Raw genomic sequence first — 24,742 nt, forward strand, 5'->3', positions numbered from 1 at the left:
CCGGTCAGTTCACGGCACTGCCGTCGTCGGCCAGGAAGCCGCCCGGCGCGAGGATGCCCGCCGGGTCGAGGACCGCCTTGATCGCGCGCTGCAGGGCGACCTGCTCGGGCCCGAGCTCGTCCTCGAGCCAGGGGCGCTTGGCCGAGCCGACGCCGTGCTCCCCGCTGAGCGTGCCGCCGTGCGCCAGCGCGGCGCGGACCAGGGCGTCGGCCGCCTCGTGGAGGCGGGCCGGCGGCGCCGTCTCCCCCGGCAGGCGCGGCACGCTCAGTCCCGGGTGCAGGTTGCCGTCGCCGGCGTGCGCGACGGCGGTCACCCCGACGTCGAACCGGCGGCCGATCTCCTCGATCGCCTCCAGCACGGGCACCAGGGCCGAGCGCGGCACCGCCACGTCCTCGCCCACGGACCACAGGTCGTCGCGCCGGCCGCGTCCCGTGCGGCGCAGCTCGTGGTAGCGCTCGCCCTCGGCGTCGTCGAGCACCTGCGCCGTCAGGCCGGCGGCCGCGAGCGCGTCGGCCAGGGCCGCGATCTCGGCGTCGGCCCCCGGCCCGTCCGTGCGGACGAGCACCAGGCCGCCGCCGTGCCGCTCCACCAGGTCGGTGCCGCTGTGCGCGTCGATGTTCTCCAGCGTCGCGGCGTTGAGGAGCTCGACGGTGGAGGGGCGCACGCCCGACCCGGTCACGACGCCGACCGCGCGGCCGGCGTCGGGCAGGCTCGGGACCGACACGACGAGCGTGCGGACCACCGTCGGTGCGGGCAGGAGCCGCAGCGTCGCGCCGACGACGATCCCGAGCGTCCCCTCGCTGCCCACTATCAGGCTCACCAGGTCGTAGCCCGTGACGCCCTTGACGCTGCGGTGCCCGGTGCGCAGCAGCGTGCCGTCCGCCAGCACCACGTCCAGCGCCAGCACGGACTCGCGCGTCACGCCGTACTTGACGCAGCGCAGACCGCCCGCGTTGGTCGCGATGTTGCCGCCGATCGTCGACGTCTGCGACGACGCCGGGTCCGGGGCGTACATCAGGCCGTGCTCGCGCGCCGCGACGTCGACGTGGTCGGTGATCGCGCCCGGGCCGACGACGGCGACCTGGTCGTCCGGGTCGATCCGGAGGCCGGCGAGGCCCAGGGTCGACAGGACGATGCCGCCGGCCGGCGCCGTCGCCCCGCCGGACAGGCCCGTGCCGGCGCCGCGCGCGACAAGCGGCACGCCGTGCGCGCTCGCGACCCGCGCGACCGCCTGGACCTGCTCGACGGTGCGCGGGACGACAACGACGGCCGGCGGCCGGGCGGCGCGCACGCCGGTGCTGTCCGAGCGGTAGGGCTCGACGTCGTCGGGGGCCGTCAGCACGTCGGCCGGGTCGAGGTGCGCCAGCAGCGCGGCGGCGAGGGTCGTGGGCGGCGGGGCCGGTTTCGTCACGGAGGGGGTCGACATGAGGCGGTTCTACGAGGCGCCCGCCCGCGAGTCAACGGTCCGCCGCGACGTCTCGGATCCTGGGCGGCCGGCGGCGGCGCGCTGTCCAGGGACTGAGAAGTTCCGGCCCGGCGGTGGCGTCCGGGGCGACGTGCCCTATACCTGCCCGCCGTAGCCGCACGCCGCGGCTACCCGCCCTGGCTGCGCGCCACACCTGCCCATGCCCGACGCCCGCGCCCGACCGCCCGACCCCTGAGGAGACGACATGACGCTCACCGACCCGACAGTCCCGGACTCTGCCGCACCGTCGCCGACGACACCGATCTCCCTCGTCCCGTCCGCCCTCGCCCGGGGCCTGACGGTCCCGAAGGGCTTCGGCGACCAGAGCCTGCTGTCGCCGCGCCGGGACGCGATCCGCCTGCTCGGCGGCATCCCCGACCCGTCCGCGCTGCCTCTCGACGAGCTGCGCGAGGCGCTCGGCGAGGTCTGGGACGCCGGCGGCGCCGCGGCGTCCCTGCAGTACTCGGGCTCGCACGGCTTCGAGGGGCTGCGCGGCTGGATCGCCGAGCGCGAGGGCGTCGACCCGCGCCGGATCCTGATCACCAACGGCGGCATGCACGGCCTGTCCCTGACCGTGCAGGCCCTCGTCGAGCACGGCGCCGTCGTCGCCGTCGACAACCCGGTCTATCCCCTGTTCCTGCGCACCCTGGAGCTCGTCGGCGCCGGCACGCTACCCGTGCCGGTCGAGGCGGACGGGCTCGACGTCGAGCACCTGGCGAAGCGGCTGGCCGACGGCGAGCGCATCGCCGCCGTCTACACGGTGCCGGACTTCCACAACCCGTCGCAGGGCACGCTGTCGGCGGCCAAGCGCGCCGCGCTCGTGGGGCTGGCGGAGCGGTACGGCTTTGTCGTCATCGCCGACGACCCGTACCGCGAGCTGCGGTTCGCGGGCGAGGACCAGGGGCGGCGCGTGTTCTTCGACTCCGGGCACGTGGTGCACGTCAACACGTTCACCAAGACGCTCGGTCCGGGCCTGCGCCTGGGCTGGCTGGTGCTCCCGGAGCACCTGGTCGACGCCGTCCTGCGGCTGCGCAACCGGCAGGACTCGCACTCCTCGACGTTTGTCCAGACGCTCGTCGAGCACCTGCTGGTCAGCCGCCCCGGCTGGTTCGACACCACGCTCGCCCAGGCGCGCGAGCTGTACCGGCATCGCGCGGAGGTGCTCGTCGCCGAGCTGGAGACCCGGCTCCCCGGGCGGTTCGAGGTCACCGCGCCCGAGGGCGGGTTCTTCCTCTGGCCGCGGCTGACCGACGACGGCGTGGACACCCGCGAGCTGCACGCGCGCGCCGCCGCCGAGGGAATCGACTACCAGCAGGGCGAGTTCTTCATCACGGGACCCGGCACGGACTCCGAGCGCCGCCTGCGGCTCGCGTACGGCGACCGGACCGACGAGGAGCTGCGCACCGCCGTCGACCGCCTGGCCAAGGCCCTCGGGTGAGGCCGTCGGGCGAGACCGGGTCCGGATAGTGAGAAGTCCGGGCCTGGTCCTGGTCATCTCCGGTCTTGCCGCCTATACCTCCCTCACGGTCACCCGCCCGCCGCGCGACCAGCCAGATCAACAAGTTGCGAGGAGCTCTCCATGACTGCACCGAACCCTCCGTCCGCACCCACCGTGGTGGTCGTGTCCGGGAACCCCCGTCCCGGGTCCCGCACCCTGGGCGCCGCCGAGGCGGCCGCGCGCAGGATCGCCACGGTCCTGGGCATCGACGACGTCGCGACGATCGACCTGGCGACCTTCGCCGCCGAGATCCTCGCCCCCGAGCACCCGGCGGCCGACGCCGCGAAGGAGCGCCTCGCGGGCGCCACCGTCGCCGTGATCGCCACCCCCGTCTACAAGGCCGCCTACACCGGCCTGCTCAAGTCCTTCCTCGACCTGTACGGCAACGACGGCCTGGCCGGCGTCGTCGCGGTGCCGCTCGTGGTCTCGGGCAGCCCCGCGCACGCGCTGGCCGGGGAGGTGCACCTGCGGCCCGTGCTCGTCGAGCTCGGGGCCGTGGTGCCCGCCCGGTCGCTGACCGTCACGGAGGCCCAGCTCGCCGACCTCGACCCGGTGATCGACGCCTGGCTGGACAGGGCGAGCGAGCCGCTGCGGCGCGCGGCGAGCCCCGCCGTCGTCCTCGCCGGTGCCGGCGCCACCGCCCTCGTCGAGGAGGTCGTCCGATGACCGCCGAGAACATCGACCTGTCTGCCCTGGAGGAGCTCTTGGCCCAGCAGGACGAGCCCCAGCTGAGCCCCGAGGAGTTCAAGACGATCTTCCGCAACCACCCCGCGGGCGTCGCCGTCGTCGCGCTCCAGCACGAGGGCCGGCCGGTCGGCTTCACCGCCACCTCCGTCATCTCCGTGTCCGCGGCACCGCCGCTGCTGGCGTTCTCGCTCGCCTCCACCTCGTCCTCCTGGCCGGCGATCTCCGAGGCCCGCACCCTCGCGGTCAGCTTCCTCGCCGACCACCAGGACGATGTCTCCGCCCGGTTCGCCACCAGCGGCATCGACCGGTTCGCCGACGGCGGCTGGACACCGCTGCCCACGGGCGAGCCCGTCATCGACGGCGCCGTGTCCTGGTTCCGGGCCCGCGTCGTCCAGCGCACGCCAATCGGCGACAGCTACCTCGTCTCGCTGCGCGCCCTGGAGTCCAACCTCACCGCGGCCGGCGACGACAACCCCCGGGAACCGAAGGCCTCTCCCCTGGTCTACAAGAACCGCAACTACCACCGGCTCGGCGACGACACCACGATCTGACCCACGACGACATCGGAGGATCTCCTTGCCCTCTTCACCCTTCTTCGTCGGCCTCGACGCCGACGGGGCCGGCGCCCACCCGGCGGCCGCTGCCGTCGCTCGTCTCGCCGGCACGGACCTGGTGTCCGGCACCCGGCTGGCCCGCACGGTCCGGCAGGCCGAGAACGCCGGCCTGACCTTCGTCTCCTTCACCGACGCGCTGCTGCCTGCAGTGCCCGGCTCGCCGGCGTCGGCCCGCCTGGACTCGGTCACGCGGGCCGCGTTCGTCTCCCGCACGACGACGGCGATCGGCCTGGTGCCGCAGGTGCCGACCACCTATCCCGAGCCCTTCCACGTCGCCGCGCAGCTCGCGTCGCTGGACATCGCTGCGGCGGGGCGCGGGGGCTGGATCCCGTCGGTCACGCGTGACGCCGCCACGGCCGACGCCTACGGCCGCGCCGTCGTCGGCGACGTAGCCCGCGAGGCGCGCGACGTCGTGCAAGTGGTGCGGGACCTGTGGGACTCGTGGGAGGACGACGCGGTCATCCGCGACGTCGCCACCGGCCGGTACATCGACCGCGAACGGCTGCACTACGTGGACTTCCGCGGCGAGACCTTCTCGGTCAAGGGGCCGCTCATCACGCCCCGGCCGCCCCAGGGTCAGCTCGTCGTCCTGGCGTCCGACGGCGACGTCGCGCCGGTGCTCGACCCGGCCGGCGGCGCCGGGCCGCTCGTCGACGTCACGCTGGTCGGCGGCTCCGGGGCCGCCACGGCCCGCGGCAACGCGGTGGCCGCTCGCGAGCACTCGCCGCTGACCGGCATCGACATCGAGGTGGTGCTCGACGCCGGCGGGCGCACCGGCGCCGACCGCCTCGCCGTCCTGGACGCCAGCACGCCCGCCGGCGTCCGGTCGCCGTGGGACACGAGCGCCCTGCGCCACGTGGGCAGCGCGGCCGGGCTGGTCGCGCTGCTCACCGAGCTCGCCACGCCCGGTCCCGACGGGCGGCGGCCGGTCGACGGCGTGCGCCTGCTGCCCGCCGTGCTCGACGTCGACCTGCCGGTGCTCGCGCGCGACGTCCTGCCCGCCCTGCGTGCGGCCCGCCTCACCGCGGTGCCCCGGCCGGGCGCCTCGCTGCGCGAGTCCCTCGGGCTGCCGCGCCCCGCCAACCGCTACGACACGCGCGTCCAGGCCGACGCGCTGAGCGCCTGAGGAGTCCCGCCATGACCATTCCTGTTACCCGCCCCAGCCGCCCCCAGACCCACCCCAGCCGCCCCCAGACCCACCCCGACCACCCCGACCACCCCGACCACCCCGACCACCCGAGCCACCCCATCACCCGCCCCGCCGCCCAGGTGCACTTCGGCGTGTTCTTCCAGGGCGTCAACCACACCACCATCTGGTCCGACCCCGAGTCCGGCTCGCAGACCGACTTCGCCACCTTCGAGCGCGTGATCCGCACCGCCGAGCGCGGCCTGTTCGACGCGTTCTTCCTCGGCGAGGGCCTGCGCCTGCGCGAGTCCCGGGGCGCCCTGCACGACCTGGACGTCGTCGGCCGCCCGGACGCGATCACGCAGCTCGCGGCCCTCGCGGCGATCACCACGCACATCGGCCTGGTGGCCACCCAGAACACCACCTACAACGACCCGGCCGACCTGGCCCGCCGCCTGCAGAGCCTCGACGTGCTGTCCGGCGGGCGCGCCGCCTGGAACGTGGTGACCACGGACAACGCCTGGACCGGGGCCAACTTCCGCCGCGGCGGCTACCTCGACCACGCCCTGCGCTACGAGCGGGCGCAGGGGCAGCTGAACGTCGCGCGCCAGATCTGGGACGCCTTCCCCGACTCCGCGGACGGCGCGGGCTCGCCCGGCTCCTCCGACGGCGGCGTGGCCCACGTCTCGGAGCACAGCGACCTGTTCGACGTCGAGCTCGACCCGACCACGCCGCGCAGCCCGCAGGGCCACCCGGTGATCTTCCAGGCCGGCGACTCGCCGCAGGGCCGGGACTTCGCGGCGGCCAACGCGGACGTCATCTTCTCGCGCCACGGCTCCGTGCTGGCCGAGGCGCTCGAGTTCGCCGCTGACGTGCGGCGCCGGGCCGTGGCGGCCGGCCGGCCCGAGGACGACGTGCAGATCTTCCCGGGCACCGGCATCATCGTCGGCGACACGCCCGCCGAGGCCGAGGAGAAGGCCCGCTGGGTCCGCTGGAACCAGGTCACCCCGGCCACTGCGCTCTCGACAGTCGGCAACATCTGGGGCGAGGACCTGTCGGGCTACGACCCGGACGGCCCGCTGCCCGCGCACGACCCGGTGGTGGAGGAGCTGGGCGGCGAGCGCGGCTCGGCCACCACCGGGGCGCGGACCCGCGAGATCGCCGCGCAGTGGCGGGCGCTGGCCGAGGCCGAGCACCTGTCCATCCGCGAGCTGGTGGTCCGCAACAGCAGCGAGCGCGGGTTCCAGGGCACGCCCGCGGCGGTGGCCGAGGACCTGGTCCGGTGGGTGCGCACCGGCGCCGTCGACGGGTTCAACATCAGCCCGTGGATCGTGCCGTCCGGCCTCGACGACATCGTCGACAAGGTGGTCCCGGAGCTGCAGGAGCGCGGCGCCTACCCGGCGTCGTACACCGGGACCACGCTGCGCGAGAACCTGGGGCTGCGCGCGCCGCTCACCCGGCGCGCCGCCGTCGGCGCGGCGTAGCCCGCGCACCGGCCAGGGGTGTCGGGCCAGGCCGCCGCCTCATAGCGGGCTGTCAGTTCTGCGTCAGGACGAGCGCAGGCAACGTTCGTAAGTTCTCCTCGTTGAGCAGCACCGCGCACGACCCTCGTGCCCAACGAAGGAGACATACATGGCCCGCATACCGGAACCCCCCGTTCCCTCGCAGTCCGGCCTGAGCTATCAGGGCAGGCCACTGCCCAGGCCGGACGACGAGGTGGTCGACCAGGGCCTGTCGTTCGACGTCGGGACCCTCGTCAGCCGGCGGCGCGTCCTGTCGCTGCTCGGGGTCGGCATCGGGGCCGTCGGGCTGGCCGCCTGCGGCGCGTCCGACCCGACCGGGACGTCAAGCTCCGCGGCGACGACGTCGGACGGCGAGATCCCCGACGAGACCGCCGGCCCCTACCCGGGCGACGGCTCCAACGGCCCGGACGTGCTGGAGGAGACCGGGATCGTCCGCAGCGACATCCGCTCGAGCATCGGCGGGGGCGCCACCGCCGCCGGTGTGCCGATGACCCTCACGCTGACCCTCCTGGACATGGCGAACGACGACGCCCCGTTCCAGGACGTCGCCGTCTATGTCTGGCACTGCGACGCCGCCGGCGGCTACTCGATGTACTCCGAGGGCCTGGAGGACGAGACGTACCTGCGCGGTGTCCAGGTCACCGACTCCGACGGCGTCGCGACCTGGACGTCGATCTTCCCGGCCTGCTACACCGGCCGCTGGCCGCACATCCACTTCGAGGTCTACCCGGACGTGGGCTCGATCGACGACTCGACCAACGCGATCGCCACCTCGCAGGTCGCGCTGCCCGAGGACGTGGCCCGCACCGTGTACGCCCTGGACGAGTACGCCGGCTCGACCGAGAACCTCGACCAGGTCACCCTCGACACCGACAACGTCTTCAGCGACGACGGCGGAGAGCTGCAGCTGGCCACCGTGTCCGGCGACGCCGACTCCGGTTACACGGTGGCGCTCACCGTCCGCGTGGACACCGCCACGGAGCCCACCGGTGGCGCGGCGCCGGGCGGTGGGGGCGGGGCCGGTGGCGGTGGCGGGGAGCCGCCGTCGGGCGGTCCGTCCGGCGAGCCGCCGTCGGGCGCGCCGCCGGAGGGGTGACCTGCGGGGCCGTCGAACGTATCCGGTGCGGCGTCGGCAGTTTGCATCACAAACACGGCAGTTTGCATCGAGGTCGGTCCAGGCCTGGACCGACCTCGATGCAAACTGCCGACAGCACAGGAGACTGCCGACCCGGACGACCTTGGCTCCGCAGGCCCGGTCGTGCTGGGTCAGAGGCGTTTCTCGAAGCAGATGCTCGACTCCGCCGGGTAGGGCGGGTAGGGGTCGATCCGGGTCCAGCCCTCGCGCTCGTACAGCGCCACCGCCTCGGGCTGGCGGGTCCCGGTCTGCAGGCGCAGCACCTCGATCCCCCGGTCGCGCGCGGAGCGTTCGACGGCGGCCAGCACGTCCGCGGCCAGGCCTCGACGGCGGTGGGTCGGCCGCACGAACATGCGCTTGACCTCGTGGACCACCTCGGGATGGCCGGCGGTGCCGCCCAGCCGGCGCAGCGATCCGGTGGCGACCGCCTGCACGCCGTCCAGGGCGATCCAGGTCACGAGGATCTCCTCCGACGTCGGGACGGCGCTCAGCCCGCCCGGCTCGGCCGGGGCGAACAGCCGGGCGCGCTGCTCCCACAGCTCGGCGTAGCGCGGGGCGAGATCGCTGGTCATGGCCTCGCGCAGCTCGACGGCGCGCGGGTCGTCCCACGTGGTGGCGACCCAGGTCGGGTCCGAGACGATCACCGACAAGGCGGTGCTCCTTCCGGTCTACTCAGGACGGTCTGCTCAGCGCCGCCGGCTCAGCGCCGCCGGCTCAGCACCGTCGGCTCAGCACCGCCGGCTCAGCACCGCCGGCTCAGAACGCGCGCAGGTTGGCCCGCAGCCCGCCGTCGGCCCACTCCGTGCGGAGGATGCCGCGGCGGCGCAGGATCGGGACCAGCTCGTCGAGGGTGCGGTGCACGGTGACCGGGTGCAGGTCGCCCCACAGCAGCACGCCGTCGTTGCCCCACTCCCCCAGCTCCTCGATCAGGTCGGCCAGCTCGCCGGCCGTGCCGACCCAGCCCGAGCGGTCGGCGATCCGGCCGAGACGAGCGAGGCCACCGAGCAGCCCGCGCAGCGGTGTGGTGGCGAGGTCGTGGTCGCCAACCAGCCGCCGGATCGAGCCGTGCGAGACGTGGTCGCCGAACAGCCCCGTGGGCAGCGGCTTGTCGAGGTCGAGCGCCGTCAGGTCGGTCTCCAGGTCGCTCGACTGCTGCTCGGCGATCCGCAGCAGCGTGGCGTCGTCCGGGTTCGCGGACCCGGCCACCAGCCGGTCCGCCTCCTCGGGGCTCGACACGAGCACCGGCTTGATCGCGAACAGGACCTTCACGTGGTCGAGCGCCCGCCCGGCCGCGCGGGCCGCCGCGTGGACCTTGGCCCGGTGGTCGCGCACGCTCCGCTCGGTCAGCGGCGCGAGCGCGAGCTGGACGTCGCTGTTCGCCCCGGCGAACGCCAGCCCCCGGCCCGACCCGCCGGGCGAGACGATCACGGGCTCGCCGCCCGAGCCGTCGTCGAACGGGAGGGCGTTGAGCGGGCCGTCGAACGCGTAGTGCTCGCCCCGGTGCCGCACCGGGCGCAGCAGGCTCCCGTCGACGTACCGGCCGCCGACCCCGTCGGTGCCCGGGTCGGCGATGAGCGCACCGTCGTCCCAGGACCGCCACAGCGAGCGGACGCCGTCGAGCCACTCCTCGGCGCGGTCGTACGCGACGTCGTGCCCCAGCGGGGGCGCGGCGGAGAAGTGGCGGGCGCTGCCCGTGTCGGTCACGAGGTTGAGCCCGAGCCGGCCGCCCGACAGGTGCTGGAGCGTCGCGAGCTGCCGCGCCCCGGTGTACGGCAGCACGGCGGCCGGGTTCACGGTGGGCACGACGCCGAGGTGCCGCGTGGCGGCGAACAGGTACGGGGCCAGCAGCAGCGGGTCGTGCTTGGGGCCGCCGAACGCCTGCCGCACGCGCAGGTCGATCGTCTCGGGGTTCCCGAGCGAGGGCGCGTCCTCGATGATCAGGAGGTCGACGCCCGCCTGCTCCAGCGCGCGGGCGGACTCGACGTAGAGGTCGGGCCGGGTCCAGTCGTAGTTCCAGTCCAGGTAGTCGTGGCCCCAGCCGTGCGGCCCGAAGCCGCGGGCCAGGAACCAGCCCAGGTGCTGCTGGCGGGTCATGGTGTCTCCTTGCGTGCGGTGCCGACGGGCGTGGTGCCGACGGGTGCGGCGCCGACGGCGGCCCTGCGAACCGCCGCGAGCGCCCGCTCGAGGTCCGCGATCAGGTCGGGCAGGTCCTCGACGCCGATCGACAGCCGCAGGGTGCCCGGGTGGACGCCGGCGGCGGCCCGCTCGGCGGGGGTGCGCAGCACGTGGCTCGTGCTCTCGGGGTGCAGCACGAGCGAGCGGACGTCGCCGATGTGGGTCATGTGCGTGAAGACCTGGACGGCCTCGACGAAGGCCCGGGCCGCGGGGGCGCCGTCGTGCAGGGTGAAGGTGAAGACGGAGCCCTGGCCGTCGGGCAGGTAGCGCTTGGCCAGGGCGTGCGACGGGCTCGAGTCGAGCCCGGAGTAGTCCACCGATGCCACCTCCTGCCGGAACGCCAGCCACCGCGCGACCTCCAGCGCCGACGCGCTCTGCCGCGCCACCCGCAGCGACAGGGTCTCGATGCCCTGCCCCACGAGGAACGCGTTCAGCGGGGACGGCGTCGGACCGAACCGCGGCGCCACGGTCTCGCGCAGGTACGCCAGGCGTGCCCGCCCGCCGTGCCGTTCGGCCAGGCTGGGCCCGCCGGTGCGCGACGGCGCCACCAGGTGCGGGTACAGCGCGCCGGCGGCCTGGGGATCGAACGTCCCGGAGTCGACGACGACGCCGCCCAGCACCGAGCCGTGACCCGCCAGGAACTTGCTGGCGGAGTGCACCACGACGTCGGCCCCGTGCTCGATCGGGCGCAGCAGGTACGGCGTGGCGAGCGTGTTGTCCACGACGAGCGCCAGCCCGTGGGCGTGCGCGACGTCGGCCACGGCGGCGAGGTCGGGCAGGTCGTTGCGCGCGTTCGGGATGGACTCCAGGAACAGCACGCGGGTCTCGGGCCGGATCGCGCGCTCCCACGCGGCCGGGTCGGTGGCGTCGTCGACGAAGTCGGCCTCGATGCCCAGCCGGGGCAGGTTCTCCAGGAGCAGCCCGCGCGTGCCCTCGTACAGGCTGGCGGCGGCGAGCACGCGCTGCCCGGCCGCGACCAGGCCGAGCAGGGCGACCGTGACGGCCGCCTGCCCGCTGGCCACGAACAGGGCGTCCGCGCCGCCTTCGAGCGCGGCGATCCGCTGCTCGACGGCGGCGGTGGTCGGGTTGCCGGTGCGCGTGTAGGCGAACCCCTCCCCGGCGCCGAAGTGGCCGCCGGCCTGCTCCCACTCCTCGAACTCGAACCCTGCCGTCAGGTAGACCGGCGTCGCGCGCGGTATCACGCGGCCCGACGGCGCGGCGCCGTGCGGACCGCCGTCGCGCCCGGGATCCCCGTGCACCTGCCGGGTGGCGAACCCGGTCATGGCGCGGGGCTCGGCTCGGCCTCGGTCGCGGGCAGCCCGGCCTCCTTCCAGGCGGGGAACCCGCCGTCGACGTGCGAGACGTCGGTGTAGCCGCGCGCGGCGAGCGCCTCGGCGACCGGGCCGGAACCGTTGACCGAGCCGCACACGATCACGACGGGCGTGTCGAGCTTGATCGCGGGGTTGTCGGACGGCCCGAACAGCGCGTCGAGGTTGTCGCGGTCCGCGAGGGTGGCGCCGGGTATCTCGCCCGACGACGCCCGGCCCGCTGCCGAGCGGACGTCGATCAGCAGGGCGCCGCCGGCGACCTTGGCGCCCGCGGTCTCGGGGGTCTGCAGCTCAGGGGTGGTCATGATGTTCTCCCTCGGGATTGGTGTGCTGTCTGGATGCGGTGCTGCGCGGACGGGGCTGCGCGGACGGGGTTCGTCAGGCGCTCAGGAGCCGGCCCGTCGGCAGCGCCCGGGACTCGGTCTCGACGTCGGACAGCCCGAGCGAGCCCCGCAGCGTCGTCGCCGACCGCTCGGTGCGGTACAGGCCGGCGTGCTGGAGGGCGGGCACGAGGTGGTCGGTGATCGTGTCGAGGTCCGAGCTGAGCGAGGACGGCTGCAGCAGGAACCCGTCGACGGCGCCGACCCCGGTCCAGTCCGCGATGAGAGTCGCCAGCTCGTTCGGCGTGTCGGCGACGACGAGCCCGCCGCCCATGGACTCCCTGCCCTCGAGCGCCTCGACGAGCTCCAGCCGCGCCCGGGCGCTGGCCCGCTCGGCCGCGAGCACCACGTAGGCCTCGGCGAGCACGCGCACGTCCTCGGGATCGCGCCCGGCGGACAGGGCCGAGTCCCGCACGAGCCGGCGCAGCCGGACCGCGTGCGCGGCGTCGGTCACGGCGATCCGCGCGATGTCGGCGGTGCGTCCGGCCAGCGCGGCACTGGCATCGGAGCGCACGCGCACGACTACCGGCGGGGGCACCTGAGGCAGCGTGTCGCCGCCGCCGGCCGGGCGGCCGCGGACGGCGAAGCGGATGCCGTCGTGGTCGACGCGGAACCGGCCCTCAGCGTCGAGCTCGACCGCCCCGGACCCGGTGCCGGGCCGGCCGGTCCAGACCTGGGTCACGGACCGGATGCCCAGCTCGACGCGGGCGGCCCACGCCTCGTCGGGCTCGGGGAGCGTGCCCTGCCGGACGGCCTGCCAGCCGGCCCGGCCGCTGCTCGCCCGGTCGATGCTGCTCAGGGCGACGGCGGCGTGGGCCGCCTCGACGTGCACGGTGTCGACGGCGGCCACGAGGCCGACTCCGGCCGTGACCCGCGCGGCGCGGGCAGCTGCGACGGCCGTGTCGAGCCGGCCGGTCACCTGGCTGCGCCCGGGGTGGAGCAGGAAACCCTCGTCGAGGCTGACGAAGTCGAGCAGGCCGCGGTCGGCGGTCCGCACCAGGTGGAGGAAGCGCTCGCCGTCGAACGGCCGGGGCGCGACCGGGCCGCGGGCACGGTGGGCGCCCGGTCGGGCGCCGGCGGAGGTGAGGTCCACCCCGAGCACGACGGGACGGGACAGGGGGCCGGTGGAGGAGAGGGACGTGGGCTGCGACGGGTACGGCACGGCGGGGCTCCGTTCGAGCTGCGGCTGCGCGACGACGCCCGGAGGACCCGGCCGGCGGCGCACCGATGGTGCGCGACGGCGTTCATGGGTCGCCCGGGGGCGTGGCTGCCGGGGGCAGGCGAGAGACGTCCGGTCAGGAACGTGAGGGCCGGGTTCGGCCGGGGCTCGGCACGTGACGCCGAGGTGTGGTCCGAGTGGCGGACCGGGCAGGGCCGGTCAGCGGGTCGGGTCTGCCGCTGTCAGCGACAGGAACAGTGACAACACATGCCTTCGCGCGGGGCAGCACCAACCCGCGCGGAGACGTTCCAGGACGGCAGGGACACGTGGACGGCGGGGGCAGCGCTCCGGGTCATCGTCGTTCTCCTCACCTGCTCGCCCATCGGCGAGCGACGCGTGTTGTCATCCGCCGGACGGCGGCCGACCTGGTCCTCACCCGGGGCACCCACCCGCGCGGGGGGTTGCCGTCCGACCAGCCGGGGCTTTGCGTCGGAGCTCATGACCTGCCGAGGCTTTCTACACCTTTCCGATCGGATAAGTGCGGTTGATCTCGATGTCACAGAAGATACGAATGGAACCCATCGAAGTCAATAATCTTTGCCCGGATCTCACATACCGGAACAACGTCTCGCTACGGAACGCCGGGCCGCGCCGCATGCCTCCAGGAAGACAGTTGGCGAGCGGAGTGTGTTGCGCTGCGTAGACGTTGTCTACGCAGCGCAACACACTCCGCTCGCGCATCCGTTCTCCGGCGGGCGCCCCGACCCGACGGCGTTTAGCTCGCGAGCAGTTCCACCTGCGCGAGGACGCCTTCGTCGAGCAGCTCCAGGCGGAGGCCCGTCAACGGGGCGGGCTCGTCGAGCACGAACGGCCGCAGCTGGCCCGGCCACGGCCAGTGCTCGCCGGTGCGCTCGTCGAGCACACGCCCGTCGTCCGTGACCAGGCGCCACGCCGACGGCGGCCGGCCCTCGCCCGCAGCCGACGACGTCAGCGTGTAGGCGCGGAGCGCGGCACCTGGCGGAACTTCGTCGGAGGGCCGCCACTCGAGCGAACCGGTCACCTCGACCGACGTCGTCAGGTCGCCGTCCGTCAGGCGCGGCAGGGGTCCACGGGCGCCGTGCCAGCTGCCGTCGGCCCGCTGCCACGGACCTGCGGGCGCCACGTCAGAATCGCCCGACGACGGCACGCCCCAGCGCGTCGGCGTCCCGGACAGGGCGAACCGCAGGGCCGCTCCCCCGACCAGGTCGCGATTGTCGATCGACGGCGTGGTGACGGCTCGGACGGCGGCCGCATCGGCACCCGCGCCGTCACCCGCACCGCCCGACACGTCGAGGCCCGCCACGTACCAGTGGTCTGCAGCGCCCGGCGCCTCGATCACGAGGTCGCCGTCGGGGCGGTGCACCACCGTCCGCTCGAAGAGCGGCGAGGTGACCGCCCAGCGCGGCGACCCGATCTCCAGGGGGTACAGGCCGAGGGCCGAGAGGACGTACCAGGCCGACATCTCGCCGTTGTCCTCGTCGCCGTGGTAGCCCTGCCCGATCTCGTTGCCGGTCCACAGCCGCGCCAGGATCTCGCGGACGGTCTCCTGCGTGCGGTCCGGCCGCCCGGCGAACAGCCACGCGTACGGGATGTGGTGCGACACCTGGTTGGACTGCCCGAGCTGGCCCAGCCGCACGTCGCGCGCCTCGAACATCTCGTGGATCGCGGACCCGTAGGTCCCGGGCTTGTCCGCCCGCTCGGGGGTGGCGAAGAACCGGTCGAGCAGCCGCTCCAGCCCGTCGGGGCCGCCGTGCAGCCTGGCCAGGCCTGCGCCGTCGTGCACAGGGTGGAACAGGAAGTTCCAGGCGTCGGACTCGGTGTAGTCGCCGCCCCACTCGTCCGGGTCGAACGCCGCGGCGTCCGGCCCCGTGGCGTCCGACCCCGCGACGGCGGCGGCCCCCGACCCGAACGCCCCGTCCCGGCCGCGCCCCCGGAAGAACCCCGTCTCCGGGTCGAAGAGGTGCACGTACCCGAGCGCGCTCTGCCGGAGGTAGGCGGCCTCGTCCCGCAGCTGGCGCCGTCGGCCGTCCGGCGTGCCGGGCGCGTCCGCGAGCGCCTCGGCCATGCGCGCCAGCCCGGCGTCGTTGATGTAGCCCTCGAGGCTCCAGGACACCGACTCCTCGACGTCGCGCGGCACCCAGCCGTTCGTGAGCGCGAAGTCCTGGCCCTTGCGGCCCACGCCGGACCGGGTGGGCAGGGCGGTGGCGTTGCGCAGCCCGGCGTCGTAGGTGGCCAGCGGGTCGGGCAGGTCCACGCCGCGCAGGTACAGGTCGGCGAACGCGACGTCGGACGACGTGCCGGTCATCAGGTCCGCGTAACCCGGCGACGACCACCGGGCGACCCAGCCGCCCTCGCGGTACTGCTGCACGAACCCGTCCGCGAGCCGCGCCGCGACCTCCGGGTAGAGCAGAGCGTAGGCCGGCCAGCAGGTGCGGTAGGTGTCCCAGAACCCGTGGTTCACGAACATCTCGCCGGGTACGACGGGCGCGCCGTCGAGCACGGGCGAGGCGTGCACGGGCGCGCCGTCGGCCCCCACCTCCGTGTAGGAGGACGGGTACAGGTTCAGACGGTAGAGGTTCGACCAGAGCGTGACCTGCTGCTCCTCGGTGGCGCCCTCGACGTCGAGCACGCCGAGGCGCTCCTCCCACTGCGCGCGGGCGCGCTCGGCGACCTCGTCGAAGGTCCCGGCCGCCTCCCGCTCCAGGGCCCGCCAGGCGAGGTCCTCGCTGATGTACGACGTCGCCACGCGCACCTCGACCGTGCGGCCCGCCTCCGCGTCGGGTCCAGCCGTCGTGTCAGGCCCAGCATCAGGTCCAGCGGCGGGCCTTTCCACGGGGTCGAGCGCCACGGTCGCGTAGGTGGCGTGGTCCCGCCCGCGGGCGCGGCCCGTGCGCAGCACCGGGCGGGAGATCCGGCCCACCACGTACATGCGGCTGCGGCCCACCGACAGCGCGCTGCCGTGATCGCTCCAGCCGGTGAACGTGCCGTCGTCGTGCACCGTCACGGCCACGGGCGCGCCGTCGGCGCCGGTGTCGCTCACGGCGTCGATCAGCAGATGGCCCGTCGCGGCCCCGGGCGGGAAGGTGAAGCGCAGGACGCCGCCGTGGTCGGACGCCGCGACGGCAACGCGGGCGCCGCCGTCCAGGTCCACGGTGTACAGGTGCGGCCGGGCGATCTCGTCGTCGTGCGAGAACCCGATCGCGCGGGCCGCCAGGGCCGCGTCGGGGACGTCCTCGCCGCCGGCGGTAACGGTGGAGCCGTCGCCGGAGCCGCCCCCGGAGTCGACGCCGGATCCGCCGTCAGCCCGCGCCGGGACCAGGTGGAACGCGAGCTGGTCGCGGTCCCCCATCCAGGGGCTCGGCTCGTGCGAGATGCCGACGCCCTGCAGGCGCGGCCGGTTGTCCGGCCCGTTGTGGGCGGCCCACGAGTACAGCCAGCGGTCCGACGACGCGTCGGTCAGCGGCACCCACATCGTGAACCCGTTCGGCACCGCCGCCGCGGGCACCGTGTTCCCGCGCGAGTACGCGCTGGAGGAATGGGTGCCCCGCCGGGTGTCCACGAGGTCGGTGCGGCCGGTGATCGCGCGCGCCTGGCGCGGCCCGACCGTCACGGCGTCGAGCCACACCTCGCTGCGCCCGCCGTGCGGCGGTGCGGTCACGACGGCGGCCGCGCGCACGCGGCGCCCCGGCGCCCGCTCGGCCACCGGGCCCAGGTCCACGCGGACCAGGTTCCAGTGGTCGGGCACCAGGATCCGCGCCTCCCCCTGCCCGACGGCGGTCGCGGGCATGCCGTGCTGGTCCCGCAGCTCGCGCCCGGGCCCGGTCTGCGAGAGCCACTTCCCGTCGTCGAGCAGCAGGTCGACAGCCACGTAGGTCGCCCGGTACGTGAGCTCCTCGTCGAGCACCGGCAGCAGGGTGTAGCGCAGCTCCGTGCCGGCCTCGACCGGCACGTCCAGCCCGTCGAGGACCACGGTGCGGCCGGCGCCGTCGTGCCGTACCAGGTGGGCGTCCTCGCTGGTCAGCCCGACGCCGGGCCGGCCGGCCGGGACGTGCGCCGGGCCCGTCATGCGGCGCCCCCAGGGACCGGTCCCGTGCTGCCGCGCACGGTCAGCTCGGGCGTGGGCGCACCCACGACGTCGGGCACGCGCTCCCCGCGCACCAGCGACAGTGTCGTCGCCGCCACGAGCTCGCCGAGCTCGAACGTGTCCCGGGTCATCGCGGTGAGCGGCGGGTGCGCGAGGCGCACGAGCTCGGAGTCGTCGAAGGAGGCGACCGAGACGTCGCCAGGCACGCTGAGCCCGGCCTCGGCCAGGACGGTGACGCCCGCGAGCGCGGCGACGTCGGAGTCGTACACGATGGCAGTGGGCCTTTCGTCGCGGGCCAGGAGGGCCCGGGTGGCTGCCGCGGCCTCGTCCTGCGAGAAGTCCGTCGGCACGGTGGTGACGTGCAGGCCGAGCCGGGACCCGGCGTCGTGCAGCGCGGCGACCCTGCGCGCGGAGTGGACGTAGGCGGGGATGCCGCCCACGTGACCGACCTGCACGTGCCCCAGCGCAGCCAGGTGCTCGGCGAGCGCGGTCATGGCGGCATGGTCGTCGGCGAACACCGCGGGGACCGGTCCGGGCGTGCCGTCGCCGCCGACCAGCACGGCGGGCAGGCCCATCCGGACGAGCTCCTCGGGGCGTGGGTCGTCCTGCTCGAGGTCGAGCACGACGACGCCGTCGGTGCGCCGCTCGGCGGCCCAGCGGCGGTAGACGTCGAGCTCGGCGGACATGTCCTCGACCACGAGCAGCTGGAGGGCCACGAGGTCGGTCGACAGCCGCGCCTGCAGCCCCGAGACGAGCTGGGCGAAGAACGGCTCGACGCCCAGCGTCCGCGCCGGCCGCGCGACGACCAGCCCGACCGTGTCGGCCCGCCGTCCGCCCAGCGCACGGGCGGCGACGTTCGGCCGCCACCCCAGCTCGGCGACGGCGGCCAGGATGCGGGCCCTGGTCTGCTCGCTGATGCCGGGGCGGTCGTTCAGCGCGAACGAGACCGCCGTCGGGGAGACGCCGGCACGTGCGGCGATGTCGGCGATGGTGGGCCGACGGCCAGGGCGTTCGGAAGCCTGCGTCACCCCTTGATCGCCCCCTCGTCGACGCCGCGGAAGAAGTACCGCTGCAGTGCCGCGAAGAACACCACGATGGGGATGAACGCGATCATGGTTCCCGCGGCCACGACGCGCGGGTTGTTCGTGAACGTCCCGGACAGGTACTCCAGGCCCACCGTGAGCGTGAACTTGTTCGGCGTGGTCAGGACGATCAGCGGCCAGAGGAAGTCGTCCCACGCACCGATGAACGAGAAGATCGCGATGACGGCGAGCATGCCCAGGACGTTGGGCACGCCCACGTGCAGCAGCCGCTGCCAGGCGTTGGCCCCGTCCACTATCGCCGCCTCGTCCAGCTCCTTCGGGATCGCCGCGAACGCCGTGCGCATCAGCAGCACGTTGAGCATGCCGATCGCGCCCGGCAGGGCGACGCCGAGCAGCGTGTCGGCGAGCCCGAGCTGCCGGATCGTCAGGTACTGCGCAACGATCGTGGCCTCGCCCGGCAGGAGCATCGTCAGCAGGATCGCCCCCAGCACGAGCCGGACGCCGCGGAACCGCAGCCGCGCCAGGGCGTACCCGGCCATGGTGGCGCCGACGATGTTGCCGAGCACCACGATCCCGGCCACCACTATCGAGTTCCCGGCGAACCCCAGGATCGGGACGGTCTGGAACGCCTTCACGTAGTTGTCGAACGTGGGGCTGCTCGGCAGGAAGCTCGGGTTGGCGGTGTAGATGTCCTCGCCGGCGCCCTTGAGCGAGGTGGACAGCTGCCACAGGAACGGGCCGAGCGTGATGAAGAGCACCACGACCAGCAGCGCGTACCGCAGCACCACCTCGCGGGTCGACGGCGTCGCGAACCCCCGCGATCCGGTGCGCGACGTGACCGTGCCTGACGTGACCGTGCCTGACATGACCTCCATCAGTCCCTCCCCCGGTTGATCCGCGCGATCACCAGCAGCGGGCCGAGCGTGATGACGAACAGCAGCAGCGAGAGCGCCGACGCGTACCCCAGGTTGCCGCTGAACCCGCGCGCGTACATCTGGATGAGCATGACCACCGAGACGTCGGCCCCGCCGACGCCGCCCGTGCCGTTGGTCAGGATGTAGAGCTCGGCGAACACACGCAGCGCGGAGACGGTGATCATGACCGACACCAGCAGCATGGTGTTGCGCACGCCCGGGATCGTGATGGACCAGAACCGGCGCAGCGCCCCCGCCCCGTCGACGGCGGCGGCCTCGTGCAGCTCGCGCGGCACACCGCCCAGCGCCGACAGGTAGATCACCATGTAGTAGCCGAGGCCCTTCCAGACGGTCAGGCTGATCGCGCTGAACAGGACGAGCCAGCGGTCCGTGAGGAACGGGACCGCGTCGGTGATGAAACCCAGGTTCAGCGCCATCGCGTTGATGATGCCGCGGTCGTCGAGCAGCCAGCCCCAGATGAGGGCGACCACCACGGCCGAGGCCACCACCGGTGTGTAGAACGCGGTGCGGAAGAACGCGATGCCCGGCAGCTTCTTCTCCACGAGCACAGCCAGCCCCAGCGGCGCGAGCAGCAGGAACGGCACGCACACGAGCATGTAGACGATCGAGTTGACCAGTGCCGTGGCGAGCTGGGCGTCGCTGAGCATGCGCTCGAAGTTCGCGAACCCGACGAGCTCACCGCCCGAGAGCACCCGCACGTTCGTGAACGCCAGGAAGAAGGCGTTCGCCGTCGGCCACAGGTTGAACGCGAGCAGGAACAGCACTGCCGGCGCCACGAGCAGCCACGGCGTGAACCAGGCGTGGGTCCGCACGGCGTGGGCCCGCACGGTGGGCGTGCGGGGCGCGGGGTGCGGGACCCGGCCCCGACGGGTCCGGATCCCGCGCACCGTCGTCACTGGTCGGCGAGCAGCTTGTTGCACTCTTCGACCGCCGCGTCGAGGGCCTCCTGCGAGGTCTTGTCGCCGGCGATCGCCGCCGCGAACTGCTGGTTGATGATGGTGGTCATCGCCTCGTTGACCTCCACCGGCTGCAGCACCTGCGCGGTGGTGAGGTTGCTGAACGCGATCGCCTTGGCGTCGCCCTGCGGAGTGTCGTCGCTCTCGGCGAGCTCGGGGTTCTCCTGCGAGGCCGTCGTGGACGGGAAGACGCCGGGCACCTCGGTCGAGAACGCCTCCTGGTTGGCGGCGTTCGTCACGAACCGGGCCAGCGCGACCGCCGTCGGCAGGTTCTTGGACTGGTTCGAGACCGACAGGCCCTGCACGTACAGCGGGGTGGTGCCCATGTACGGCGACGAGGTGATCTTGCCGTCCAGCGACGGGTTGTTCTCCAGCACGCTGTTGATGAAGTTGCCGCCACCCGTGGACCAGGCGACCTTGCCCTCGGTGAACAGCTGGCTGTTGCCGAGGTAGGCGTCGGTGAGCACGTCGTCGGGCATGAGGCCGTCGGCGTACGCGTCGCGGTAGACGTCGAGCAGCTCCGCCGCCTCGGGCGTGTTGAAGACGAGCTCGGTACCGTCGTCGGACAGCACCGGCAGGCCCTCGGCCGCGAAGTCGCCCAGGCCGGGCTTGCGGCTCATGAGGTACTCGCCGGTCTCGTCCTTCATGGTCCGCGCCTGCGCGACGAGCTCGTCGAGGCTCGTGGGCGGCGTCGCCGGGTCGAGTCCCGCCTTCTCGAACATCTCGGTGTTCCAGTAGTTCAGGTCCGTGGTCAGGTACCACGGGAAGCCGAACGTGCCGTCGATGCCCCCGTACTGGTACGCCTCCAGCGCGCCGGGCACGTAGGTGTCCTCGACCGTGTCGTCCACGGTGGTGACGTCGGTGAGCAGGCCCTCGCGCGCCAGCGAGAGCGCGAAGTCCGGCGGCAGGTTCGTCACGTCGGGCAGCTCGCCCGCCGCGGCCTGCGAGAGGACCTTCTCCGAGTAGCCGTCGCCCGGCTGGTCCAGCCAGGTCACCTCGGTGCCCGGGTACTCCTCCTCGAAGTCGGCGATGACGCCCTCGACGTACTCGGTGAAGTTGGGCTTGAGCGCCCAGGTCTGCAGCGTGACCTCACCGGTCACATCACCCGAGGCGTCCGCCCCGGTATCGCTCTCTGTGCCCGCGCCGTTGAGGGCACAGCCGCCCAAGGCGGCCAGCACGGTCAGGGCGGCTCCCGCAGCCCCGATCCTCCGGATCTTCATGACAGTTCCTTCCAGCAGATGCATCGTCGCGTCCTGGGGTACATGCCGTCGCTTCGACGCCGACTAAAGCGCTTTAGCATCGACAGCGTGCCGCGTGACCCAGCTGGTGTCAAGGTCTTGGCAGATGGCCGGGCGAGTGCAGACTTTGCCGCACCCGTGACCGGTGACAGCAGACTTTGTTGCGGAAAGGCACCCTGTATCCGCAACGAAGTCTGCACTCGCCGAGCTGGCCTGCGACAAGGTCTGCAGCCGGCCGGGCCACCAGGGGACAGGACATGGCCCCTGGTGGCCCGGCCTTTCCGTGATCAGGCCAGTGTGAACCGCAGGGTGCGGACCTCGAACGGGGACAGGGTCAGGTCCACGCCGTCGCCGTCGGCCGCTAGGGTCACCTCCGCCAAATCGTCCTCGATGAGGCTCACCTCGCGGGCTGCCGTGACCGGCGCCGCAACCGTGACGGTGCCCGACGCGCGGCGCCCCAGCGCCTCGTAGACCCGCACCACGAGGTCACCCGACCGGTCGTCGGCGAGCTTGACCGCCGACAGCGTGACGCCGCCGGCCACGCCGACCAGCGGCTCGACGCCGGTCGCGCCGCGCAGCTCGCGCGGGCGCGCGCCGAACGTCGCCCCGGCCTCGGTCGCCGCGGCTGTGTCCGCGCCGACCACCAGGCCGTACCGGTGCGTCTGGATCCCCTGGTCGGTCTCCGGGTCGGGGAACCGCGGCGCACGCAGCAGCGACAGGCGCACGGTCGTCGTGACGTCGGGCGCGCCCGGCGCCGGCGCCACGCCGCCGTCGGACACCTCACGGGTCACGTCGTAGGCGTACGACGAGTCGTTGACGAGGCCGACGCCGAAGCCCGGCTCCTCCGCGAGCAGCCACTTGTGCATGGACACCTCGAACTTGGCGGCCTCCCAGCTCGTGTTGGTGTGCGTGACCCGCTTGTGGAAGCCGAACTGGGTCTCGGCGGCGACATGCTCAGCGCGCACGTCGAGCGGGAAGGCGACCTTGAGGAACTTCTCGGCCTCGTGCCAGTCGGTCTGCATGGCGACCTCGAGGGTCCGGCTGCCCGGCGCGAGCGTGATCGTCTGCTCCACGCTGGAGGCCGAGAACTGCCGGCGCACCGTGACCACTGCCACGCCGTCGTCCACCGTCGCGGTGACCTTCTCGGCCTCGCGCAGGTCGGTCACCGAGTTGCGGTAGAACCGGTCCACGTCCCAGGCGTCCCACTTGTTCGGGAAGTCCTGGTGCAGCTGCAGCACGTTCGCCTCGCGCCCGGGCGCCACCGCGTCGCGCCCGGTGGCCAGGTCGATCGCGGACGTCACGTGGCCGACGGCGTCCAGGGTGACCCGGACGAGGTCGTTCGCCAGGACGAGGCCGCCGTCGGGCAGCTCGGTCAGGGTGCTCGACGCCGCCGTCGGGCCAGCGGCCAGGGCAACGCCCAGCGCGGGCACCCCTGCCTGGGCGAACACGGCGGGGTTGGCCCGCAGGGCCGTGTCCCCCTCGCCCACCAGGGTGCGCAGGGAGCGCTCGATGATCTCCTGCGCGCCCGCGGTGATCGCCGCGTGCTGCGCCACGGCCTCGCGGTGCACCCAGGCGATGGACGTGCCGGGCAGGATGTCGTGGAACTGGAGCAGCAGGATCTGCTGCCACAGGGCGTCGAGCTCGTCGTACGGGTAGTCCGCCCCGGTCCGGGCCGACGCCGTCGCCGCCCACGCCTCCGCCTCGACCAGGAGCTGCTCGTTGCGGCGGTTGCCCTGCTTGGTCTTGTGCTGCGAGGTCAAAGTGGCCCGGTGCAGCTCCAGGTAGAGCTCGCCCACCCAGACAGCGCTGTCACCCGTGCCGGCCGCGGTCAGCTCCTCGCGAGCGCGCTCGAAGAACGCGTCCGGGTGCTCCCAGCGGACCTTCGCGCTGCCCTCGAGATCGGCCAGCCGCTTGGCCCGGCCGGTCATCTCCCGGGTGGTGCCGCCGCCGCCGTCGCCCCACCCGACGGGCGCGATCGAGCCCGTGGCGCGCCGCGACTCGCGGAACTGGTGGGTCGCCTTGGCGATCTCCTCGCCCGAGAGCTGCGAGTTGTACGTGTCCATGGGCGGGAAGTGCGTCAGCACTCGCGAGCCGTCGATGCCCTCCCACCAGAACGTGTGGTGCGGGAACACGTTGACCTGGTTCCACGAGATCTTCTGCGTGAAGAACCAGTCGAACCCGGCGCGGCGCACCAGCTGCGGCAGGGCCGGCGAGTAGCCGAACGAGTCCGGCAGCCACACGCCGTGCGACCGCAGGCCGAACTCCCGCTCGAAGAACCGCTGCCCCTGCGAGAACTGGCGCGCGAGCGCCTCGCCCGAGGGCATCACGGTGTCGGACTCGACCCACATGCCGCCCAGCGGCAGGAAGCGCCCGGACGCCACTGCGTCCTTGATCCGGGCCCACACCTCGGGCCGGTGCTCCTTGACCCAGGCGTACTGCTGCGCTGACGACATGCCGTACACGAAGTCGTCGGTGCGCTCGATGAGGTCCGCCATGGACGACGTCGTGCGCGCGACCTTGCGGATCGTCTCCCGCACCGGCCACAGCCAGGCGGAGTCGATGTGCGCGTGCCCGACGGCGGAGATCTCGTGGGCGCTCGGCTCCGCCGGGCTGGCGAGCACGTCCGCGAGCGCCGCCCGGGCGGCCGCTGCCGTCTCGGGGATGCGCTGCAGGTCGAGCACGTCGAGGGCGTCGTCGAGCGCCTGGAGCACCCGCATGCGGCGCGGGCCGGTGGGCAGCTCGGCCTGCAGCTCGAGCAGCACCTCGATGTCGAGCGCGAGGTCGTGCACCTCGGTCTCGAAGATCGCGAGGTCCATGCGCCGGGTCGTGTACAGGGGGCGCGGGGACGCGGTGGCGGTGTCGCCCTCCTGGGTCACCAGGAAGGGGTGGTAGTCGAGCAGCACGGGGTTCGACGCCGCCTCCAGGAGCAGCTCGACCCGCTCGCCGCCGGTCGCGGCGTCGGACACCGGGACGTGCTGGTTGCGGGGGTTGATCGACTTCACCGGGCTGCCGTCCGGGCGGTACACCAGCGCCTCGCACTGGAAGCCGGGCATGTTCTTGTCGAAGCCCAGGTCCACCACCGCTTCCACGGTCCGTCCGGCCCACTCGGCGGGCACCGCGCCCGTCAGCCGGAACCAGGTGGTGCCCCAGGCGGGGCCCCACGGCGTGCCCACCTCGTAGGGTTCCATCGCGAGGGCCAGGCCCTCAGCAGGGGGGATCGGCTCCCCCGGCAGGACGTGCCACTCGACGTCGAGCGGTACGGACGTCCCGTGGACCGCCGGCCAGATGCGCTCCGTCAGCACGCGCGTCGCGCGCCCGGTGGTCAGTGTGATGTCGTCATGCATCGAAAGGGCCTCC

The 24,742-nt window shown here is 73.7% G+C and carries 18 protein-coding genes and 1 riboswitch; of the genes, 6 read left to right on the forward strand and 12 right to left on the reverse strand.

Features of this window, described 5'->3' with window-relative positions; genetic code table 11:
• Positions 1-4: 4 nt before the first annotated feature.
• Positions 5-1,426 (reverse strand): FAD-binding oxidoreductase, encoded by a 1,422-nt coding sequence (locus C8K30_RS00260; RefSeq protein ID WP_108490914.1) that lies wholly within the window; start codon positions 1,424-1,426, stop codon positions 5-7.
• 244 nt (positions 1,427-1,670) lie between these two features.
• On the opposite strand from C8K30_RS00260, the gene C8K30_RS00265 reads away from it, so the two are divergent.
• The 6 genes from C8K30_RS00265 to C8K30_RS00290 all read left to right on the forward strand — a co-directional run bounded on the left by C8K30_RS00265 (position 1,671) and on the right by C8K30_RS00290 (position 8,009).
• Complete coding sequence (locus C8K30_RS00265; protein ID WP_108490915.1) at positions 1,671-2,903, forward strand: PLP-dependent aminotransferase family protein; 1,233 nt, start codon at positions 1,671-1,673, stop codon at positions 2,901-2,903.
• 141 nt (positions 2,904-3,044) lie between these two features.
• Positions 3,045-3,629, forward strand: a complete 585-nt coding sequence (locus C8K30_RS00270; RefSeq protein ID WP_165919765.1) for an NAD(P)H-dependent oxidoreductase — start codon at positions 3,045-3,047, stop codon at positions 3,627-3,629.
• Positions 3,626-4,201 carry a flavin reductase family protein gene (locus tag C8K30_RS00275; protein ID WP_108490916.1) on the forward strand — a complete coding sequence of 192 codons (576 nt, stop codon included), beginning with the start codon at positions 3,626-3,628 and terminating at the stop codon, positions 4,199-4,201. Before C8K30_RS00270 ends, C8K30_RS00275 begins: the two co-directional genes overlap by 4 nt.
• A gap of 25 nt (positions 4,202-4,226) precedes the next feature.
• Positions 4,227-5,390 carry an LLM class flavin-dependent oxidoreductase gene (locus C8K30_RS00280; RefSeq protein WP_108490917.1) on the forward strand — a complete coding sequence of 388 codons (1,164 nt, stop codon included), beginning with the start codon at positions 4,227-4,229 and terminating at the stop codon, positions 5,388-5,390.
• Between the two features lie 11 nt (positions 5,391-5,401).
• Complete coding sequence (locus C8K30_RS00285) at positions 5,402-6,874, forward strand: NtaA/DmoA family FMN-dependent monooxygenase (RefSeq protein ID WP_108490918.1); 1,473 nt, start codon at positions 5,402-5,404, stop codon at positions 6,872-6,874.
• 148 nt (positions 6,875-7,022) lie between these two features.
• Positions 7,023-8,009, forward strand: coding sequence for an intradiol ring-cleavage dioxygenase (locus C8K30_RS00290; RefSeq protein WP_108490919.1), 987 nt, complete (start codon positions 7,023-7,025; stop codon positions 8,007-8,009).
• Positions 8,010-8,179: 170 nt separating this feature from the next.
• Here the strand turns inward: C8K30_RS00290 and C8K30_RS00295 are convergent, their stop codons facing one another.
• From C8K30_RS00295 to C8K30_RS00345, 11 genes are all read right to left on the reverse strand, one after another.
• Positions 8,180-8,692, reverse strand: a complete 513-nt coding sequence (locus C8K30_RS00295) for a GNAT family N-acetyltransferase (RefSeq protein WP_233256976.1) — start codon at positions 8,690-8,692, stop codon at positions 8,180-8,182.
• Between the two features lie 112 nt (positions 8,693-8,804).
• The gene (locus tag C8K30_RS00300) at positions 8,805-10,142 is read right to left on the reverse strand and encodes an LLM class flavin-dependent oxidoreductase (protein ID WP_108490920.1); all 1,338 of its coding nucleotides are present in this window, start codon (positions 10,140-10,142) and stop codon (positions 8,805-8,807) included.
• A complete protein-coding gene (locus C8K30_RS00305) occupies positions 10,139-11,506 on the reverse strand; it encodes an O-acetylhomoserine aminocarboxypropyltransferase/cysteine synthase family protein (protein WP_108490921.1) in 1,368 nt (455 codons plus the stop codon). The genes C8K30_RS00300 and C8K30_RS00305 overlap by 4 nt, the downstream gene beginning before the upstream one ends.
• Positions 11,503-11,856 carry a rhodanese-like domain-containing protein gene (locus C8K30_RS00310; protein WP_108490922.1) on the reverse strand — a complete coding sequence of 118 codons (354 nt, stop codon included), beginning with the start codon at positions 11,854-11,856 and terminating at the stop codon, positions 11,503-11,505. The genes C8K30_RS00305 and C8K30_RS00310 overlap by 4 nt, the downstream gene beginning before the upstream one ends.
• A gap of 73 nt (positions 11,857-11,929) precedes the next feature.
• Positions 11,930-13,093 carry an LLM class flavin-dependent oxidoreductase gene (locus C8K30_RS00315; RefSeq protein ID WP_158280888.1) on the reverse strand — a complete coding sequence of 388 codons (1,164 nt, stop codon included), beginning with the start codon at positions 13,091-13,093 and terminating at the stop codon, positions 11,930-11,932.
• A gap of 388 nt (positions 13,094-13,481) precedes the next feature.
• Positions 13,482-13,594, reverse strand: a riboswitch (SAM riboswitch).
• Between the two features lie 271 nt (positions 13,595-13,865).
• Positions 13,866-17,195 carry a GH92 family glycosyl hydrolase gene (locus tag C8K30_RS00320; RefSeq protein ID WP_108490924.1) on the reverse strand — a complete coding sequence of 1,110 codons (3,330 nt, stop codon included), beginning with the start codon at positions 17,193-17,195 and terminating at the stop codon, positions 13,866-13,868.
• Complete coding sequence (locus C8K30_RS00325; RefSeq protein ID WP_108490925.1) at positions 17,192-18,241, reverse strand: LacI family DNA-binding transcriptional regulator; 1,050 nt, start codon at positions 18,239-18,241, stop codon at positions 17,192-17,194. The genes C8K30_RS00320 and C8K30_RS00325 overlap by 4 nt, the downstream gene beginning before the upstream one ends.
• On the reverse strand, positions 18,238-19,131 hold the full coding sequence (locus C8K30_RS00330; protein ID WP_108490926.1) for a carbohydrate ABC transporter permease: 894 nt from the start codon (positions 19,129-19,131) through the stop codon (positions 18,238-18,240). Before C8K30_RS00330 ends, C8K30_RS00325 begins: the two co-directional genes overlap by 4 nt.
• Positions 19,131-20,087, reverse strand: a complete 957-nt coding sequence (locus tag C8K30_RS00335; RefSeq protein ID WP_369939035.1) for a carbohydrate ABC transporter permease — start codon at positions 20,085-20,087, stop codon at positions 19,131-19,133. The genes C8K30_RS00330 and C8K30_RS00335 overlap by 1 nt, the downstream gene beginning before the upstream one ends.
• On the reverse strand, positions 20,084-21,367 hold the full coding sequence (locus C8K30_RS00340; protein WP_108490927.1) for an ABC transporter substrate-binding protein: 1,284 nt from the start codon (positions 21,365-21,367) through the stop codon (positions 20,084-20,086). The genes C8K30_RS00335 and C8K30_RS00340 overlap by 4 nt, the downstream gene beginning before the upstream one ends.
• A gap of 305 nt (positions 21,368-21,672) precedes the next feature.
• Entirely contained in the window at positions 21,673-24,729 is a 3,057-nt protein-coding gene (locus C8K30_RS00345) for a glycoside hydrolase family 38 C-terminal domain-containing protein (protein ID WP_108490928.1), read from the reverse strand.
• Between the last annotated feature and the right edge of the window lie 13 nt (positions 24,730-24,742).

Origin of the sequence: Promicromonospora sp. AC04 (assembly GCF_003058225.1) — a bacterium.
Taxonomy (GTDB): Bacteria; Actinomycetota; Actinomycetes; order Actinomycetales; family Cellulomonadaceae; genus Promicromonospora.